Annotated in this window: 14 protein-coding genes and 1 tRNA gene; 6 read left to right on the forward strand and 9 right to left on the reverse strand. The window is 67.8% G+C overall.

Annotated elements, in window-relative coordinates:
• The first annotated feature begins 31 nt into the window (after positions 1-31).
• Together ACZ3HL_RS08740 and ACZ3HL_RS08745 are read left to right on the forward strand one after the other, a co-directional pair.
• Entirely contained in the window at positions 32-1,804 is a 1,773-nt protein-coding gene (locus ACZ3HL_RS08740; RefSeq protein ID WP_465411016.1) for an ABC-F family ATP-binding cassette domain-containing protein, read from the forward strand.
• A gap of 51 nt (positions 1,805-1,855) precedes the next feature.
• The gene (locus tag ACZ3HL_RS08745; RefSeq protein WP_465529757.1) at positions 1,856-3,547 is read left to right on the forward strand and encodes a fatty acyl-AMP ligase; all 1,692 of its coding nucleotides are present in this window, start codon (positions 1,856-1,858) and stop codon (positions 3,545-3,547) included.
• A 61-nt stretch (positions 3,548-3,608) separates the two neighbouring features.
• On the opposite strand, the gene ACZ3HL_RS08750 is transcribed toward ACZ3HL_RS08745, so the two are convergent.
• The 4 genes from ACZ3HL_RS08750 to ACZ3HL_RS08765 form a co-directional block, all read right to left on the reverse strand.
• On the reverse strand, positions 3,609-3,938 hold the full coding sequence (locus ACZ3HL_RS08750) for a DivIVA domain-containing protein (RefSeq protein WP_465529759.1): 330 nt from the start codon (positions 3,936-3,938) through the stop codon (positions 3,609-3,611).
• A complete protein-coding gene (locus ACZ3HL_RS08755; protein ID WP_465411018.1) occupies positions 3,938-4,297 on the reverse strand; it encodes a DivIVA domain-containing protein in 360 nt (119 codons plus the stop codon). The genes ACZ3HL_RS08750 and ACZ3HL_RS08755 overlap by 1 nt, the downstream gene beginning before the upstream one ends.
• 159 nt (positions 4,298-4,456) lie before the next feature.
• Positions 4,457-5,053 (reverse strand): aminoacyl-tRNA hydrolase, encoded by a 597-nt coding sequence (gene pth, locus ACZ3HL_RS08760; protein WP_465529761.1) that lies wholly within the window; start codon positions 5,051-5,053, stop codon positions 4,457-4,459.
• A gap of 10 nt (positions 5,054-5,063) precedes the next feature.
• Positions 5,064-5,669: a 50S ribosomal protein L25/general stress protein Ctc gene (locus ACZ3HL_RS08765; protein ID WP_465411020.1), complete on the reverse strand. Its 606-nt coding sequence runs from the start codon at positions 5,667-5,669 to the stop codon at positions 5,064-5,066.
• 339 nt (positions 5,670-6,008) lie between these two features.
• Between ACZ3HL_RS08765 and ACZ3HL_RS08770 the strand changes: the two genes are divergently transcribed.
• Entirely contained in the window at positions 6,009-7,130 is a 1,122-nt protein-coding gene (locus ACZ3HL_RS08770) for a hypothetical protein (protein WP_465529763.1), read from the forward strand.
• A gap of 96 nt (positions 7,131-7,226) precedes the next feature.
• Positions 7,227-7,844: an NAD(P)-dependent oxidoreductase gene (locus ACZ3HL_RS08775; RefSeq protein ID WP_465529765.1), complete on the forward strand. Its 618-nt coding sequence runs from the start codon at positions 7,227-7,229 to the stop codon at positions 7,842-7,844.
• On the opposite strand, the gene ACZ3HL_RS08780 is transcribed toward ACZ3HL_RS08775, so the two are convergent.
• From ACZ3HL_RS08780 to ACZ3HL_RS08800, 5 genes are all read right to left on the reverse strand, one after another.
• Entirely contained in the window at positions 7,838-8,713 is an 876-nt protein-coding gene (locus ACZ3HL_RS08780; protein ID WP_465529767.1) for a TIGR03621 family F420-dependent LLM class oxidoreductase, read from the reverse strand. The genes ACZ3HL_RS08775 and ACZ3HL_RS08780 overlap by 7 nt on opposite strands.
• Before the next feature lie 129 nt (positions 8,714-8,842).
• Positions 8,843-9,823: a ribose-phosphate diphosphokinase gene (locus ACZ3HL_RS08785; protein WP_465529769.1), complete on the reverse strand. Its 981-nt coding sequence runs from the start codon at positions 9,821-9,823 to the stop codon at positions 8,843-8,845.
• A complete protein-coding gene (gene glmU / locus ACZ3HL_RS08790) occupies positions 9,820-11,307 on the reverse strand; it encodes a bifunctional UDP-N-acetylglucosamine diphosphorylase/glucosamine-1-phosphate N-acetyltransferase GlmU (RefSeq protein WP_465411024.1) in 1,488 nt (495 codons plus the stop codon). The genes ACZ3HL_RS08785 and glmU overlap by 4 nt, the downstream gene beginning before the upstream one ends.
• Before the next feature lie 44 nt (positions 11,308-11,351).
• A complete protein-coding gene (locus ACZ3HL_RS08795) occupies positions 11,352-13,100 on the reverse strand; it encodes a GGDEF domain-containing protein (protein WP_126736467.1) in 1,749 nt (582 codons plus the stop codon).
• Positions 13,101-13,143: 43 nt separating this feature from the next.
• Positions 13,144-13,215: transfer RNA gene (locus tag ACZ3HL_RS08800), tRNA-Gln, on the reverse strand.
• Between the two features lie 174 nt (positions 13,216-13,389).
• Between ACZ3HL_RS08800 and ACZ3HL_RS08805 the strand changes: the two genes are divergently transcribed.
• Positions 13,390-14,340: an acyl-CoA desaturase gene (locus ACZ3HL_RS08805; protein ID WP_125674120.1), complete on the forward strand. Its 951-nt coding sequence runs from the start codon at positions 13,390-13,392 to the stop codon at positions 14,338-14,340.
• 98 nt (positions 14,341-14,438) lie between these two features.
• The gene (locus ACZ3HL_RS08810; RefSeq protein ID WP_037318732.1) at positions 14,439-15,032 is read left to right on the forward strand and encodes a TetR/AcrR family transcriptional regulator; all 594 of its coding nucleotides are present in this window, start codon (positions 14,439-14,441) and stop codon (positions 15,030-15,032) included.
• Positions 15,033-15,051: the final 19 nt, after the last annotated feature.

The following is a 15,051-nucleotide window of genomic DNA, read 5'->3' on the forward strand; positions in this document are numbered from 1 at the left end:
GGTGCGAGCTTTGGAAAGGATCGGCTGAGGCATGGCCAACTTGGTCAACCTGGAGTCGGTGAGCAAGTCCTTCGGGGTGCGCCCGCTGCTCGACGGTGTTTCGCTCGGTGTGGCGGAGGGGCAGCGTATCGGTGTCGTCGGTCTCAACGGGGGCGGGAAGACGACGCTGCTGGAGGTCCTCGCCGGGATCAGCGAGCCGGACACGGGACGGGTCAGCCAGGTCCGGGGTTTGCGGATGGCGGTGGTCACCCAGCGAACCGAACTTCCCGACGGCAGCACGGTCGGAGATGTCGTGCTGGAGCGCTACGGCGCGGAGCACGAGTGGGCCGCTGACGCACGTGTCCGGTCCATTATGGATGGTCTGGGCATCACCGCTCTCGGCATCGACAAGGAAACGGCGAACCTGTCGGGTGGCGAACGCCGCCGGGTGGCGCTGGCGGCCGCCCTCACCGGTGAACTGGACCTCGTGGTCCTCGACGAGCCGACCAACCATCTCGACGTCGAAGGTGTGCGCTGGCTCGCGGATCATCTGCTCAACCGCAAGATCGCGGTCGTGGTCGTCACGCACGACCGGTGGTTCCTCGACACGGTCGCGAGTGTGACCTGGGAGGTCGCCAACGGTCGTGTCGAGCAGTACGAGGGCGGTTACGCGGACTGGATCTTCGCGCGCGCAGAGCGGGCGAGGCTGGCGGCGACGGCAGAAGAGAAGCGACAGAACCTCGCTCGTAAAGAGCTCGCGTGGCTGCGCCGCGGTCCGCAGGCCAGGACCTCGAAGCCCCGCTACCGCGTCGAGGCGGCGGAGGCGTTGATCTCCGACGTGCCGGAGCCGCGTGATTCGGTCGAGCTGCAGGCGTTCGCGCGCCGTCGGCTGGGGAAGACCGTGCTGGAGATCGAGGACGCCACGTTGACCGTCGGCGACCGCACCCTGCTCGATCACGTCACCTGGCGAATCGGGCCCGGCGATCGGATTGGCCTGGTCGGCGTCAACGGGTCCGGCAAGACGACGCTCCTCAAGCTGCTCGGCGGTGACAGGGAGCCTGAGACGGGTCGACGCATCCAGGGCAAGACGGTCAGCCTCGCACATCTGCGGCAGGAGCTCGACGACCTGCCGGGCGATCTGCGTGTGCTGCAGGCGATCGAAGAGGTCTCCGGACGGGTCGTGTTCGGCAAGCAGGAGCTCACCGCTTCGCAGCTGGCCGAAAAGCTGGGGTTCCCCGCCGCGCGGCAGTGGACGCCGGTCGAGGACCTTTCCGGTGGTGAACGCCGCCGTCTGCAGCTGTGCCGGCTCCTGATGGCCGAGCCCAACGTGCTGCTGCTCGACGAACCGACGAACGATCTCGACATCGACACTTTGCAGCAGCTCGAAGATCTGCTGGATTCCTGGCCGGGCAGCCTTGTCGTCGTTTCGCACGACCGATACCTGGTGGAACGGGTCTGCGACACGATCGTGGCCTTGTTCGGGGACGGGCAAGTAACCCATCTGCCGGGCGGGATCGAGGAGTATCTGGACCGGCGTGCCAAGAGCCTCGAGAAAGCAGGCGGCGACCGGAAGACGGGCAACGCGCAGGCCTCCGCGCCCAAGAAGAGCGCCGCGGAACAGCGGGCGGCTCAGAAGGAACTGTCCCGCCTTGAGCGCAAACTCGACCAGCTGCACACGAAGGAAGAGAAGCTGCACGCGGCGCTGCTCGCCGCGGCGACCGATCCGACGAAGCTCATCGAGCTGAACACCGAATTGAAAGCCGTCGAAACGGAGAAGGAGGAGGTCGAGGCCCAGTGGCTCGAGACCTCCGAAGCGATCGAATGAGTTCACTCGACGGCGAGCGGGCCTTTCAGCGCGGACAGTAGTGTGACGCGCATGAGTCGGTTCGTGGACACGCTCGTCGCCACCGCGGCGGGGCGAGGTCAGCAGCGGGGAATGGTCACCGGGGAGCCCAAGGAGCCGGTTCGGCGGACGTGGGCCGAGATTCACGAGCAGGCCAAACGGGTCGCCGGGGGTCTGGTGGCGGCTGGGCTGGAGCCCGGCAAAGCGGTCGCGGTACTGGCGGCGGCGCCGTCACTGATCGCGCCGACGGTTCAAGCGGTTTGGCTCGCCGGTGGCAGCGTGACCATGCTGCACCAGCCGACGCAGCGCACCGACCTCGCCGAATGGGCCGAGGACACCGTTCGTGTGCTGAGGATGATCGGGTCCGGCCTGGTCCTGCTCGGTGAGCCGTTCGACCAGCTGGCGCCGGTGCTCACGGAGCACGGCATCGCGTTCCAGGTCATCACCGAGCTGCTCGAGGCCGAACCGCTGGCGGAGCCCGTGCCGACGGCCGAATCGGACACTGCACTCCTCCAGCTGACCAGCGGATCGACGGCCGACCCGAAGGCCGTTCAGATCACCTACGGGAACCTCTATTCGAACGTCAAGGCGATGGTCGACCGGGCCGAGTTCGATTTCGACGTCGACGTGATGGTCTCGTGGCTGCCCACCTTCCACGACATGGGGATGGTCGGCTTCCTGACGGTGCCGATGACGTTCGGCGTCGAGCTCGTCAAGATCACGCCGCTCGAGTTCCTGTCGGGACCGTTGATCTGGCCGCAGCTGATCAGCAAGTACAACGGCACGACCACGGCCGCGCCGAACTTCGCGTACGCGATCGTGGGCAGGCGGATGGCCCGTGTCGAGGACGACGACGCATACGACCTCTCGAAGCTCCGGATCGCGCTGAACGGCGCCGAGCCGATCGACGAAACGGCTGTGCGGACGTTCGTCGAAGCGGGGGCGCGCTTCAAGATGCCCGCCGAATGCGTATTCCCGGCGTACGGCATGGCGGAGGCGACTCTCGCGGTTTCGTTCGCGCCGTTGTTCACCGGCTTGACGCTGGACGTGGTCGAGGCCGATGCACTCGAAGCGGACAACCGCGCGGTGCCGGTTCCCGAGGGCGACCCGCGGCGTGGGACCGACGAAGTCCGGTCGTTCGCGGTGCTCGGGCCGCCGCTCGACGGGCTCGAGGCCGAGATCGTCGACGACAAGGGAACCGTGCTCGGGGAACGCGAGGTCGGGGAGATCCGCCTGCGTGGCGAGGCCGTGACACCGGGGTACCTGACCATGGAAGGTCCGCTCGCGACTCAGGACGACGACGGCTGGCTGCTCACCGGCGACCTCGGTTACCTGGTCGACGGCATGATCGTGATCTGCGGCCGTCGCAAGGACGTCATCATCATGGGCGGCCGGAACCTGTACCCGACCGACATCGAACGCGCGGCGACCTCGGTCGAGGGAGTGCGGGCGGGGAACGCCGTGGCCGTGCGGCTCGACGCCGGCAGCCGCCGGGAGCGGTTCGCCGTCGTCGTCGAATCGAAACTCGCCGGGGATCCCGAAACGGAGAAGGCGCTGGCGAAGGAGGTCGCGGCCAAGGTGCGCGGCGCCGTCGACATGCGGCCTTTCGCGGTCGTGGTGCTCCCGGCGGGGAGCCTGCCGAAGACGCCCTCGGGCAAGGTGAAGCGGGCCGCCACCGCCGTCCAGTTCGCGGACAAGATCGCCAAGAACGCGGCGACCAGCTGACACGAAAGGGCCGGGTTCGCGAGCATCGCGGACCCGGCCCTTTCGCTGCACCTCCCGGTGGTCAGCGGCGTCGCCAGAGTGGCTTGCGGTTGTGGGTGTGTTCCAGGGCAGGCGCTATGTAGTAGCCGGAGGACTGGGACAACCCGGCCAGTGTTCCCTCGACGTCTCGCAGGAACGCGTCGACGGCTGCCGGGTCGTAGCCTCGTTTCGAGAGCGGCGCTTTGGCGAACGCGACGTTGTGAACGTCCGAAACCGTCAGGTCGTCATCGCCGTCGAGGGTCGCCGCGACCCGTTCGAGGAAGGCGTCGACCGCGGGTTCGTGGTAGCCACGTGCGCCGAGCGGCGCCCGGTCGAACTGCCGGGTTCTGGCCTCGAAGGCGGTGACGGGCACTAGCGCTCCCGCAGGAACTCGACGGGACCGCGGTCCGGGACAGCGCGTTCGGCGGTTGCTTCATCCTCGTCGCGGGCGCCGGGCACGCCGAGCGCGTGCTGGCCGGTCCGGTGGGCGAGCTGCGCTTCGACCTTGTCGAGGAAATCGTCGACTTCGCGTTCGTCGTAGCCGCGCTTACCGATCAACGGACGCGAGAACATGACGTGGTGGACCTCTGCGGCAGTCAGGTCGTCCCGGTCCGAGATCGTGTCGGCGATCCGTTCCAGGAACGCGTCGACCTCGTGTTTGGCGTATCCGCGTCGCCCGATCGGGGCGTTCGGGAAAGTGGCGCCGGTGATGTCTTCGGCCGTAAACGACATGAAACTCTCTCCGGTTTCGGTGGGGAATGCGATCTCCGCATTCCGTCCTAACGGGTTTGAGAGTTCCCGGGAAGAGCTCGCGCTATTCCACGACTCGATCAGGGGCGTGGTGAAACGCCTTCGAGTGACGAGGTGTAACGCACCGCCATGTGAGCGGGTTCACCCAGCGTGGAAGGCGTTCTGGGCCGCGGCGAGCCCGGTGCTGATAAGCGCTTCAACGGCGTCGGCGCAACGATCGATCTCGAAAGCGAGCTCTTTCCGTTCGACCGTCGAGAAGTCCTTCAGCACGAAATCCGCCGGATCCTGCCGCCCGGGAGGGCGGCCGACGCCGAAGCGGACACGGTAGTAGTCCTTCGTACCCAGCGATTTGGTGATCGAGCGGAGGCCGTTGTGGCCGTTGTCGCCGCCGCCCAGTTTCATCTTGAGCGCGCCGAAGTCGACGTCCAGCTCGTCGTGGACGACCACGACACCCGCCGGGGGGATCTTGTAGAACCGGGCCGCGCCCACCACAGGGCCGCCCGAAAGGTTCATGTACGAACGCGGCTTGGCCAGGACCACCCGCCGGCCCGCGAGCCGTCCTTCGAGGATTTCGGCGCCGCTCTTGTGGGCCTTGAACTTGCCGCCGACACGGTGAGCGAGCTCGTCGAGCACCATGAAGCCGACGTTGTGCCTGTTGCCCGCGTACTGGGGGCCGGGATTGCCGAGGCCGGCGAGCAGGATCTGCTCGCCGGCCCCGGGAAGTACTGCTTCGGTCACATCGGTGACTTTATTCGGCGTCCTCGGCGGGGGCCTCCGCAGCCTCGGCCTCTTCGCCCTCGAGCGCGGACTCGGACGGCGACTCGTTCACGGCGACGACCAGGGCATCGGGGTCGGTGACCAGCGTGGCGCCCTTCGGCAGGACCACGTCCGAGGCGTTGATCTGAGTGCCGGCGGCGACGCCCTCGACCGAGACCTCGACCTGCTCGGGGATGTGCAGCGCCTCGACCTCGATCTGGATGGCGTCGAGGTCGGTGGTGACCAGGGTGCCGGGGCCGGGGGTGCCGGTGACGACGACGGGGACGTCGACGGTGACCTTCTCGCCGCGGATGACGACCAGCAGGTCGACGTGCTCGATGTAGTTCTTCAGCGGGTGGACGACGATGGTCTTCGTCAGCGCCAGCTCGCTCTTGCCCTCGAGCTCGAGGGTGATGACGGCGTTGCTGCCGTTCTCACGCACGACGCGGGCGAACTCGAGGGCGGGGAGGGCGTAGTGGCGCGGGTCCGAGCCGTGCCCGTACAGCACCGCGGGGATCTTGCCGGCACGACGCGTGCGACGCGCGGCACCCTTGCCGAATTCGGTGCGGGGCTCGACGGACAGGGTTACCTCGGACACGGTGTAGCACTCCTTCAATTCACCAACATGTTCAGCGAAAGCATGCTGAGGTGGGGATGGTTGGGGCGGTTCTGGTGTTCGGCGGCGAATTCCACAGGCGTGCTCGACCGCGTGTGGCCACTCAAGCCGCCGCGTCGATCACGTCGGGCACCAGGTGCTCACGGAACCCGCCTCGCCGAGACCGGGAAAGTGTAGACCAAGCGGCCGTGCGGTGGTCCCGCCGGGTGCCTCGTACAGGTGACAAGTCGGTGACAGCTGCTTCGCGAACCCGCGGATGCGGTGGTGCGCGACCCCTTTTCTAAGGTGTGATCTGCTCGCACGCGAGACAAAGGGGATGGGATGCCGGCACGACGGTCGAAGATCGGCGCGATCGCCGCCCTGTGCTGTCTCGTGGCCGGTTGTGACGTCGCGATCGACGGGGCGGCCGGGATCCCGGCCGCCGAGCAGCAGAGGGTGGATCGGCGCGCGGAGCAACGCGGTGCTGTCGAGAGCGCGCTGAAGGCGCTGGAGCAGGCTCCGGCCGTTGTCTACAAGACGACGATCAAGGACACGTCCGGGCAGCCCGCGGAACTGCAGTTCCGGATCACCCGGAACGGGAGCGCGCACGGCGCGCTGCCGGTCGACGGCCAGACCATCCAGCTCATCTCCGCCGACAAGCAGCTGTACCTCTCGGCGACGCCGGAGTACTGGAAGGCGCACGGGCTCGGCGACAGCGCTCAGTACGGCACCAGCTGGGTCCGAACGGACAGCTCGGATCTGCCGGTGAACGTCGTCGAGGTGCTCAGCCCGCGCAAGGCCGCGTCGACACTGAGGACCGCGGTGTCCGGGATGAACCCGTTGACCGATCCGGTCCGTTCGAAGTTGCCCGACGGGACCGAGGTCTACGACGTCGGTAGCGGGCTCGGAACACTGCGGGTGACCACCGCGGCGCCGCATCGGGTCGTCAGTTTCGCGCCTTCCCTCGTCGCCGCGGCCGGCGGCAAGACACTCGGCGCCGAGATGCGGGTCGAGCCGCTCGCCGGGGAAGCGCTCAAGAAGCTGCAGACCGATCTGGACGGCGCGATCGGCGGGCTCGGGCAGCCGTTCGACGCGCTCACCCAGGTCAGGGTCAGTGTCGTCAACGACAAGCTGGACTGCACGGACTTCGTCGGGACCTGCCGGGCGACCATCGACGTCGCCAACTCCGTCATCGGCGGCGTGAGCGGGACGCCCGTGCGCCTGTCGCTCACCGTCGACTTCACCGCGCAGTCCCTCGGCGCGCAGAGTTGCACGGCCAACGCCGACGCGGCCCCGGACACCACGACGAGCATGACCTGTGAGGTCAAGTTCAAACTGCCGAATCGGAACGCCAGCTACCAAGTGCAGGCGAAGCCCTCGGCCAAGGGCGAGGTCCGGGCTCCGGTCGACGTCGCCGGCGTTCGCGAAAAGCTCAAGTCCGAGTTCGCCACGCTGGGCGGCTGACCTGCACGCTCACCTCGGGGTGCGTTGCATACGTTGAAGTAGCCGATCTTGCGTTCCTAGCATCGGAGTGGTCGCCGATGAAAAGGGAGAAACGCGATGGCGAAGTTGGTTGTGTTCGGAGGAACCGGGTACGCGGGCGGGAAGATCGCCGCGGAGGCACGCGGCCGCGGTCACGACGTCTTGGTGGTGTCGAGGAACGCCGAAGGCGAGGGGACCAAGGCGGGCTCGCTCTACGACGAGGCTTTCTTGGCCGATGTCGCCAAGGGGGCCGACGTCCTGGTCATCGCGGTCCACGGGCAGAGTGGCCTGCTCGACGCGGTGCCCTCGATCGCTCAGGTCGCGAAGGACAACGGCGCCCGGATCGGCGTTGTCGGCGGTGCGGGCAGCCTGCACGTGGCCGAGGGCGGGCCGCGCCTGATCGACACCCCCGAGTTCCCGGACGAGTACAAGGGTGAAGCGGGTGCGCACGCCGAGGTGCTCGAAGCGTTCCGGAAGCTTCCGGGGGACGTCGACTGGTTCTACCTCAGCCCGGCCGCGGAGTTCGGCGCTTGGGCCGAGGGGGAGCGGACCGGTGAGTTCAGGCTCGGCGGCGACGTGCTCCTGGCCGACGAGAACGGCGGCTCGAAGATCAGCGGCGCCGACTACGCGATCGCGTTCGTCGACGAGATCGACGAGCCGCAGCGCCGCCGTCAGCGTTTCTGCGTGGCCTACTGACCGGACAGTTCCTTCACGACCGGCGCGAACGATTCCAGCATCGGCTCGAACACCGTGATGTAGGAGAAGCCGTACCGTTCGCGACGCTCCTGGAGCTGCCGGACCATTTCTTCGGTGGTTCCGAACAGCAATTGGGGCGTTTCGAGCAGGACGTCGACGTCGAGGCTGTCCTGGTCCTCGAGTTCCTCACGCCAGGACGCGGCGGCCGCGCGCCGGTCGTCCGTGACGACGACCCGCTGGACGAGCATGTTCAGTTCGGGATCACGGCCATTCGCGTGTGAGCGGAAGAAGGCGACGCGTTCGTCCATGCGCTCGGCGTCGTCGAGCCGGAAGGTGCCCGGCGGCTTCCCCGGTGCCTGGCGAAGGCCCGCGAAGCCGGCGATGTCGGCTTCGCGGGCGGCGAGTGAGAGCACGCCGTCGCTGTTGCCCGCGAGGAGCAGCGGCGGGGGCGTGATTCCTTCGCCGGTGAAGTGTTCACGCAGGTGGTCAAGGCTCTTGGTGAGGTACTCGATACGTTCCTTGGCCGGGATCCACGGCAGGCCGGCGTCGTCGAATTCCGACTTCATGTGGCCGGAGCCGAGCCCGAGGTCCAGCCGGTCGCCCGTCATCTTCACCGTTGTGACGACTTCGCGGGCGAAAAGCGCGGCGTTGTAGAAGGCCATGTTGGAAACGAGAGTGCCGACGCGGGGCCGCTGGGTCACCGCGGCGGCCATGGTCAGCGCCGGGAAAGGCGCGTTCCGTCCCGGGCCGAGATGGTCGGGCACGGAGATGACGTCGTATCCGAGGGCCTCGACGCGGCGGCACTTCGCGACCCAGTCTTCACGGTTCTCGGCGCCCCACAGGTTCACGCCGAATTTGAATTTCCCCATGAAGGGAACCTAGCCACGCCGGGAGGCCGGGCGCGCGCCGTTTCGCGAGGAGCCGAAAACGAAGCAAGGGACCTTTGCTCTCACTCTCCGAAAGAGAGTGGTAGCAAAGGTCCCTTGCTTCGTCGGGGATCAGGCGTTGCCGTCGAAGAGGGACGTGACCGACCCGTCCTCGAAGACCTGCTGGATGGCCTGCGCCAGCAGCGGCGCGATGGACAGCACGGTCAGCCCGGGGAACCGCTTCTCCTCCGGGATCGGCAGCGTGTTGGTGACGATGACCTCGCGCGCCTTGCAGTTCGACAGCCGCTCGGTGGCGGGGTCGGACAGGATGCCGTGGGTCGAGGCGATGACGACGTCGGACGCGCCTTCGTCGAGCAGGGCCTCGGTGGCCTTCACGATCGTGCCGCCGGTGTCGATCATGTCGTCGATCAGCACGCACAGCTGACCGCGGACCTTGCCGACGACGCGGTTGGCGACGGCCTGGTTCGGCTTGTCGGGGTCGCGGGTCTTGTGGATGAAGGCGATCGGCCGGTCACCCAGCTGCGCCGCCCACTTCTCGGCGAGCCGCACGCGGCCGGAGTCCGGCGAGACGACGGTGAGGTTCTCGTCCCGGTAGGTCTTGTTGATGTGCGCGGCCAGCACGTTCTGCGCGAGCAGGTGGTCGACGGGGCCGTCGAAGAAGCCCTGGATCTGCGCGGTGTGCAGGTCGACCGTCATGATCCGGTCGGCGCCCGCGGTCTTGAACAGGTCCGCGATCAGGCGCGCGGAGATCGGCTCGCGGCCCTTGTGCTTCTTGTCCTGCCGCGCGTACGGGTAGAACGGCATGATCACGGTGATCCGCTTGGCGCTCGCGCGCTTGAGGGCGTCCACCATGATCAGCTGCTCCATCACCCACTCGTTGATGGGAGCGGGGTGGCTCTGGATCACGAACGCGTCGGTCCCGCGCACCGATTCGTTGAACCGGACGAAGATCTCCCCGTTGGCGAAGTTGTGCGCGGTCTGCGGAACGACCGACACGTTGAGGTGCTTGGCGACCTCTTCCGCGAGTTCCGGGTGGGCGCGCCCGGAGAAGAGCATCAGGTTCTTCTTCGGTGTTCCGGACTTCGAGCTCATGCTGGCGACTCCCCGTCGTTTCCCTTATTCGAATCGGACACAACGGTGGTGTCCTGCTTCGCGGCGGAAGCTGCTTCCGCCGCGGGTGTGCCCGGCCGGCGCCGGGACACCCAGTCTTCGATGTTGCGCTGCGGCCCGGTGGACACGGCGAGCGCGCCCGGGGGCACGTCTTGCCTGATCACGGTGCCTGCCCCACTGTAGGCGCCGTCGCCGATGGTCACCGGGGCGACGAACGTGTTGTCCGCGCCGAGCCGCACATGGGAGCCGATCGTGGTGTGGTGCTTGTTCACGCCGTCGTAGTTGACGAAGACGCTGGAGCACCCGATGTTGCTGTTCTCGCCGATGGTCGCGTCGCCGACGTAGGTCAGGTGCGGGACCTTCGTGCCGGCGCCGATGTCGGCGTTCTTCGTCTCGACGAAAGCGCCGAGTTTGCCCTTGGTCCCCAGCTTCGAGCCGGGACGCAGGTAGGTGAACGGGCCGACCTTCACGCCGTCGCCCAGTTCCGAATCGGAACCGTGGGTCCGCACCACCGACGCGCCCGCGCCGACGGAGACGTTCTCCAGGGTGCTGTCCGGGCCGATCTGCGCGCCCTCGCCGACCGACGTCGAACCCTTCAGCTGCACGCCGGGCTCGATGACGACGTCGCGCGACAAGGTCACGCCCGCGTCGATCCAGGTGCTCGCGGGGTCGACGACGGTGACGCCCGCCCGCTGCCAGCCACGGACGATCCGGCGGTTCAGTTCGGCGCCGAGGACCGACAGTTGAACGCGGTCGTTGACGCCTTCGGTCACCCACGGGTCGTCGATGACCAGCGCGCCGACGCCCTTGCCGTCGCCGCGGGCGATGCCGAGGACGTCGGTGAGGTAGAGCTCGCCCTGCGCGTTGTCCGTCGAAAGCCGCGAGAGCCCGTCGACGAGGACAGAAGCGTCGAAGGCGTAGACACCGGAGTTGATTTCGGCGATTTCGTGCTGTTCGGGGGTGGCGTCCTTCTGCTCGACGATCGAGGTGACGACGCCGTTTTCGTCGCGGATGATCCGGCCGTATCCGGTCGGGTTCTCGACGACCGCGGTCAGCACGGTGACCGCGTTACCGGTGGAGGTGTGCTCGGCGACCAGGGAAGCGAGCGTTTCGGTGTCGAGCAGCGGGACGTCGCCGTAGCTGACGACGACGGTGCCGGTCAGTCCGCCGGGCAGCGCGGAGAGCGCGCACGAGACGGCGTGCCCGGTGCCCTTCTGCTCTTCCTGGACGGCCGTGACGACCTCGCGGCCGAGTGCCTCGCCGACCTTTTCCAGCCGGGCGCCGACCGAGTCGCGACCGTGGCCGACGACCACGACCAGGTGCTCGGGGTTCAATCCCGCGGCGGCCCGTACCGCGTGCTCGACCAACGGACGGCCGGCGATCGGGTGCAGCACCTTCGGGGTGGACGAACGCATGCGGGTGCCCTCACCCGCGGCGAGGATCAACGTGCTCAGCGGGCCGGTCACGGCTCTCCCAACATTTCACCAACGGTGGTTGTCGGGCATTGATCCTACGTGGGCTGCTCGGCGTCCCACGCGGGGTCGGTCGGAGCATCCTCGCCGGGCCATCCGGTCGCCGGGTCGATGGCCATCGAGTTCACCGACGAAACCTGGTTCCCGCCGCCGCGTTTCGCCTGGTACATGGCCGCGTCGGCGCGGGCGAGGACCTGCTCGGCCCGCTCCTGCGGGCGGAGTGAGACGAGGCCGACGGAGAGGGTGACGCCGTGCGAAAGATGGTGCGGCAGAGATGCGACGGCATTCACAGAACGACCCAGGGCCTGCTTCGCCGCGGAGGCCGGAGCCCCAGGTAGAAGCACGATGAACTCGTCTCCGCCGTAGCGGGCGACCACGTCGTCACCGCGCAGGGCGTCGCGCAGCGTGCTCGCGATGACACGGAGAACGTTGTCACCTTCGGCGTGCGACTGCTTGTCGTTGACGTCCTTGAATCCGTCGAGGTCGACCAGCGCGACCGCGAGCGGCTGGGCGTCGGCGGACGACGCCAGCGAACGCAGCTTTTCGTCGAGCGCGCGCCGGTTCGGCAGCCCGGTGAGCGGGTCCTGGAGGGCCTGCTGGGTGATCGCGCCGTGCTCGGCGGACAGCCGCTCGTGTTCCCGGCGCGCGTTGAGCGTGGCGATCTGCGATTCCCGCAGTGACCACATCTCCGTTTCCAGGATGGTCGCGTAGTCGATCAGCGACTGGCTCGCCCCGGACGCGTAGTCCGGGGTGGTGTCGAGCCGGGCGAGCTCGCGGGCGAGGTTCAGCCGCATCGACGGCAGTGAGCCGTCCTCGTTGTCCTCGCGGACCTCTTTGAGCACCTGAAGGGCGTCCTCGCGGCGGCCGTCGTTGTCCAGGCAGCGGGCCAGCGCGATGGCGATGATCTCGCGTTCGTGCGGGAAGACCAGTTCCGGATGCAGCAGCGAGTTCAGCCGCTCGATATGCGACGAATCGGGCGACGCCAGCGCGGCGGCCGCGGCGAGCACGCCGACCTGGTCGATCGCGGGCACACCCGCCTTGCGCGGGAAGAGCGACTCGGTGAACGGGCCTTCGGCGGCCTGGGCCATCGACGCGGCGGTGCGGAACTTGTCCGCGCCCTCGTCGTAGCGCTCGATGCGTTCGAGCCGGAGACCCCAGCCCAGCAGCATCTTGACCCGGTTGATCAGCTGGAGCGCGATCTCGTGCGGGCTCGCGCTGTCGCGGATCGCCTGCGCGGCGCGGGCGATGGCCTCCTCGGCCGCCTCGTAGACGCCCAGCTGGTTCAGCACCAGCCAGCAGTCGACCAGGGTCGTGGACAGCATCCGGTCCCAGTTGCGCCTGCCGACCTGGCGGTCCGGGACCGCGGAATCGTCGAGGATGGCGAGCGCCCTGGCGATCTCGGTGAGGGCGGCGTCCTCCTGTTTGGCGATCACCAGCCGACGGCCGCGCATGGCGTGCGCGTCGGCCCGCATCAGCGCGAGACCGTGCCGCCTGGTGTGCGCGAGCATCTCGTCGAGCCGGGGTTCGGCTTCGGCGGCGAGGCCGCGGGTGACCAGCCTTGCCATCGCCGAGTAGCGCAGCAGCTGGGCGACCAGCAGAGGTTCGCCGCGGCGCTGGGTCTCGTCGAGGAGTTCGTCGAGGCTGGTGACGATGTCCAGCTGCTCGGCGAAACTGACCCGCTGGATGGCCGCCCCGAGTTCGCGCGCGCGACCGTAAAGCCAGGCGTCGGACATCTCCGCAAGCGCCGGCCGCCTGCCACTGGTCGTCGCGTCCTCGGTCAGCCGCACACACCCCCACCGTTGAAAACGCCGCTGGTCATCTGTTCGTCTGCTCCGCCGCCAGGATTCGAACCTGAACTGTCAGAACCAAAATCTGAAGTGCTGCCGATTACACTACGGCGGATCGATCCTGGTCAGGATAGCCATGCCGGGGACCTCCGCGTGCGCCCGGGGGTTGCCTCACCTTCGCGGGCACTCCACAGGGGACCAAACCTCCTGTACCGTAACTTACGGCATCGTAGGTAAGGTCACCCTTAGGGATACCCTCAAGGGCTGCTCGTAGAAAAGAAGTGACTGCATGACGGCTACCCTGGACCGTTCCCAGAAGCCCGCGAAGGGCCCCAAGCCGGTAATCGAAGGACATCGATCGAGCGGCGTGCAGCTCTCGGTCTACCTCGGGGTCATCTTCCCGCTCGCCGCGTTGCTCGCGGCCGTCCCGTTCGCCTGGGGCTGGGGACTGACCTGGGTCGACGTCGGCCTGTTCGTGGTCTTCTACGCGATCAGCGGGCTGGGTATCACCGTTTCGTACCACCGCTACTTCACGCACGGCTCGTTCAAGGCCAAGCCGTGGCTGCGCGTCGCGATGGCGATCGCCGGCAGCATGGCCGTCCAGGGCCCCGTGATCACCTGGGTCGCCGACCACCGGCGCCACCACGCCTTCTCCGACCGCGACGGCGACCCGCATTCGCCGTGGCTGTTCGGGACGACACCGGTCGCCATCGCCAAAGGGTTCTGGCACGCGCACATGGGCTGGCTGTTCGACCGCGACCAGACCAACGCCGAGCGGTTCGCGCCGGATCTGGTGAAGGATCCGGCCATCAAGAAGGTCGACGACCTGTTCTGGCTGTGGAGCCTGCTCACCCTGGTGCTGCCCGCGATCCTGGGTGGCCTGATCACTTGGTCGTTCTGGGGCGCGGTGACCGCGTTCTTCTGGGCCGGGCTGGTGCGTGTCTGCGTGTTGCACCACGTCACCTGGTCGGTCAACTCGGTCTGCCACATGATCGGTGAGCGCCCGTTCGCCGCGCGCGACAAGTCGGCCAACTTCTGGCCGCTGGCGATCTTCTCCTTCGGCGAGTCGTGGCACAACCTGCACCACGCCGACCCGACCTCGGCACGGCACGGTGTGCAGCGCGGCCAGATCGACATTTCCGCGCGGCTGATTTGGATCTTCGAGAAGTTCGGCTGGGCCTACGACGTGCGCTGGCCGACTCCGCAGCGCCTCGCGCGCATCGCCACTGAAAGCAAATAGCGAGGTCGCGTTAGTCTTCTGCGATGGCGGGGAGAAGGCGGACCAAACGTGAAGCGGTCACCGGGGCGCGTCCTGTCGCCCCGGTGGCCCGGGTGCGGATGACGGGGACCGAGCGCAGGCAGCAACTGCTCAACGTCGCCAGGGCTCTCTTCGCGGAGAAGGGGTTCGAAGGCACGTCCATCGAGGAGATCGCGCATCGCGCGAACGTCTCCAAACCGGTGGTGTACGAGCATTTCGGCGGCAAGGAAGGCATCTACGCCGTCGTCGTGGACCGCGAGACGCAACTGCTGCTGGACCGGATGGTCTCCACCCTCCACGGTGGACACCCGAGGGTGATGCTGGAGCAGGCGGCGATCGCGTTGCTCTCCTACGTCGAAGACTCGCACGACGGCTTCCGCATCCTGGTGCGGGATTCGCCGGTCGCGAGTTCGACGGGCACGTTCTCGACGGTGCTGAACGACATCGCCAGCCAGGTCGAGCACATCCTCGCGCAGCAGTTCGCCGCGCGAGGCTACGACGAGAAGCTGGCCGCGCTGTACGCGCAGGCGCTCGTCGGGATGGTCGCGCTCACCGGGCAGTGGTGGCTCGACGCCCGGAAGCCGAAGCGTGACGAGGTCGCCGCGCATCTGGTGAACCTCGCCTGGAACGGTCTGTCCAATTTGGAGCACAAGCCCAAGTTGCGGCTGTACTGAGCCGGCGCCGCGTCGCCGT

This window comes from Amycolatopsis sp. NPDC000009, from assembly GCF_055563465.1.

Excerpts from the sequence above, each read along its gene's own strand:
- ACZ3HL_RS08785 (WP_465529769.1), bottom strand. The coding sequence starts at position 9,823 with ATGAGCTCGAAGTCCGGAACACCGAAGAAGAACCTGATGCTCTTCTCC.
- ACZ3HL_RS08740 (WP_465411016.1), top strand. The coding sequence starts at position 32 with ATGGCCAACTTGGTCAACCTGGAGTCGGTGAGCAAGTCCTTCGGGGTG.
- ACZ3HL_RS08770 (WP_465529763.1), top strand. The coding sequence starts at position 6,009 with ATGCCGGCACGACGGTCGAAGATCGGCGCGATCGCCGCCCTGTGCTGT.
- ACZ3HL_RS08780 (WP_465529767.1), bottom strand. The coding sequence starts at position 8,713 with ATGGGGAAATTCAAATTCGGCGTGAACCTGTGGGGCGCCGAGAACCGT.
- ACZ3HL_RS08745 (WP_465529757.1), top strand. The coding sequence starts at position 1,856 with ATGAGTCGGTTCGTGGACACGCTCGTCGCCACCGCGGCGGGGCGAGGT.
- ACZ3HL_RS08755 (WP_465411018.1), bottom strand. The coding sequence starts at position 4,297 with ATGTCGTTTACGGCCGAAGACATCACCGGCGCCACTTTCCCGAACGCC.
- ACZ3HL_RS08810 (WP_037318732.1), top strand. The coding sequence starts at position 14,439 with ATGACGGGGACCGAGCGCAGGCAGCAACTGCTCAACGTCGCCAGGGCT.
- ACZ3HL_RS08805 (WP_125674120.1), top strand. The coding sequence starts at position 13,390 with ATGACGGCTACCCTGGACCGTTCCCAGAAGCCCGCGAAGGGCCCCAAG.
- ACZ3HL_RS08775 (WP_465529765.1), top strand. The coding sequence starts at position 7,227 with ATGGCGAAGTTGGTTGTGTTCGGAGGAACCGGGTACGCGGGCGGGAAG.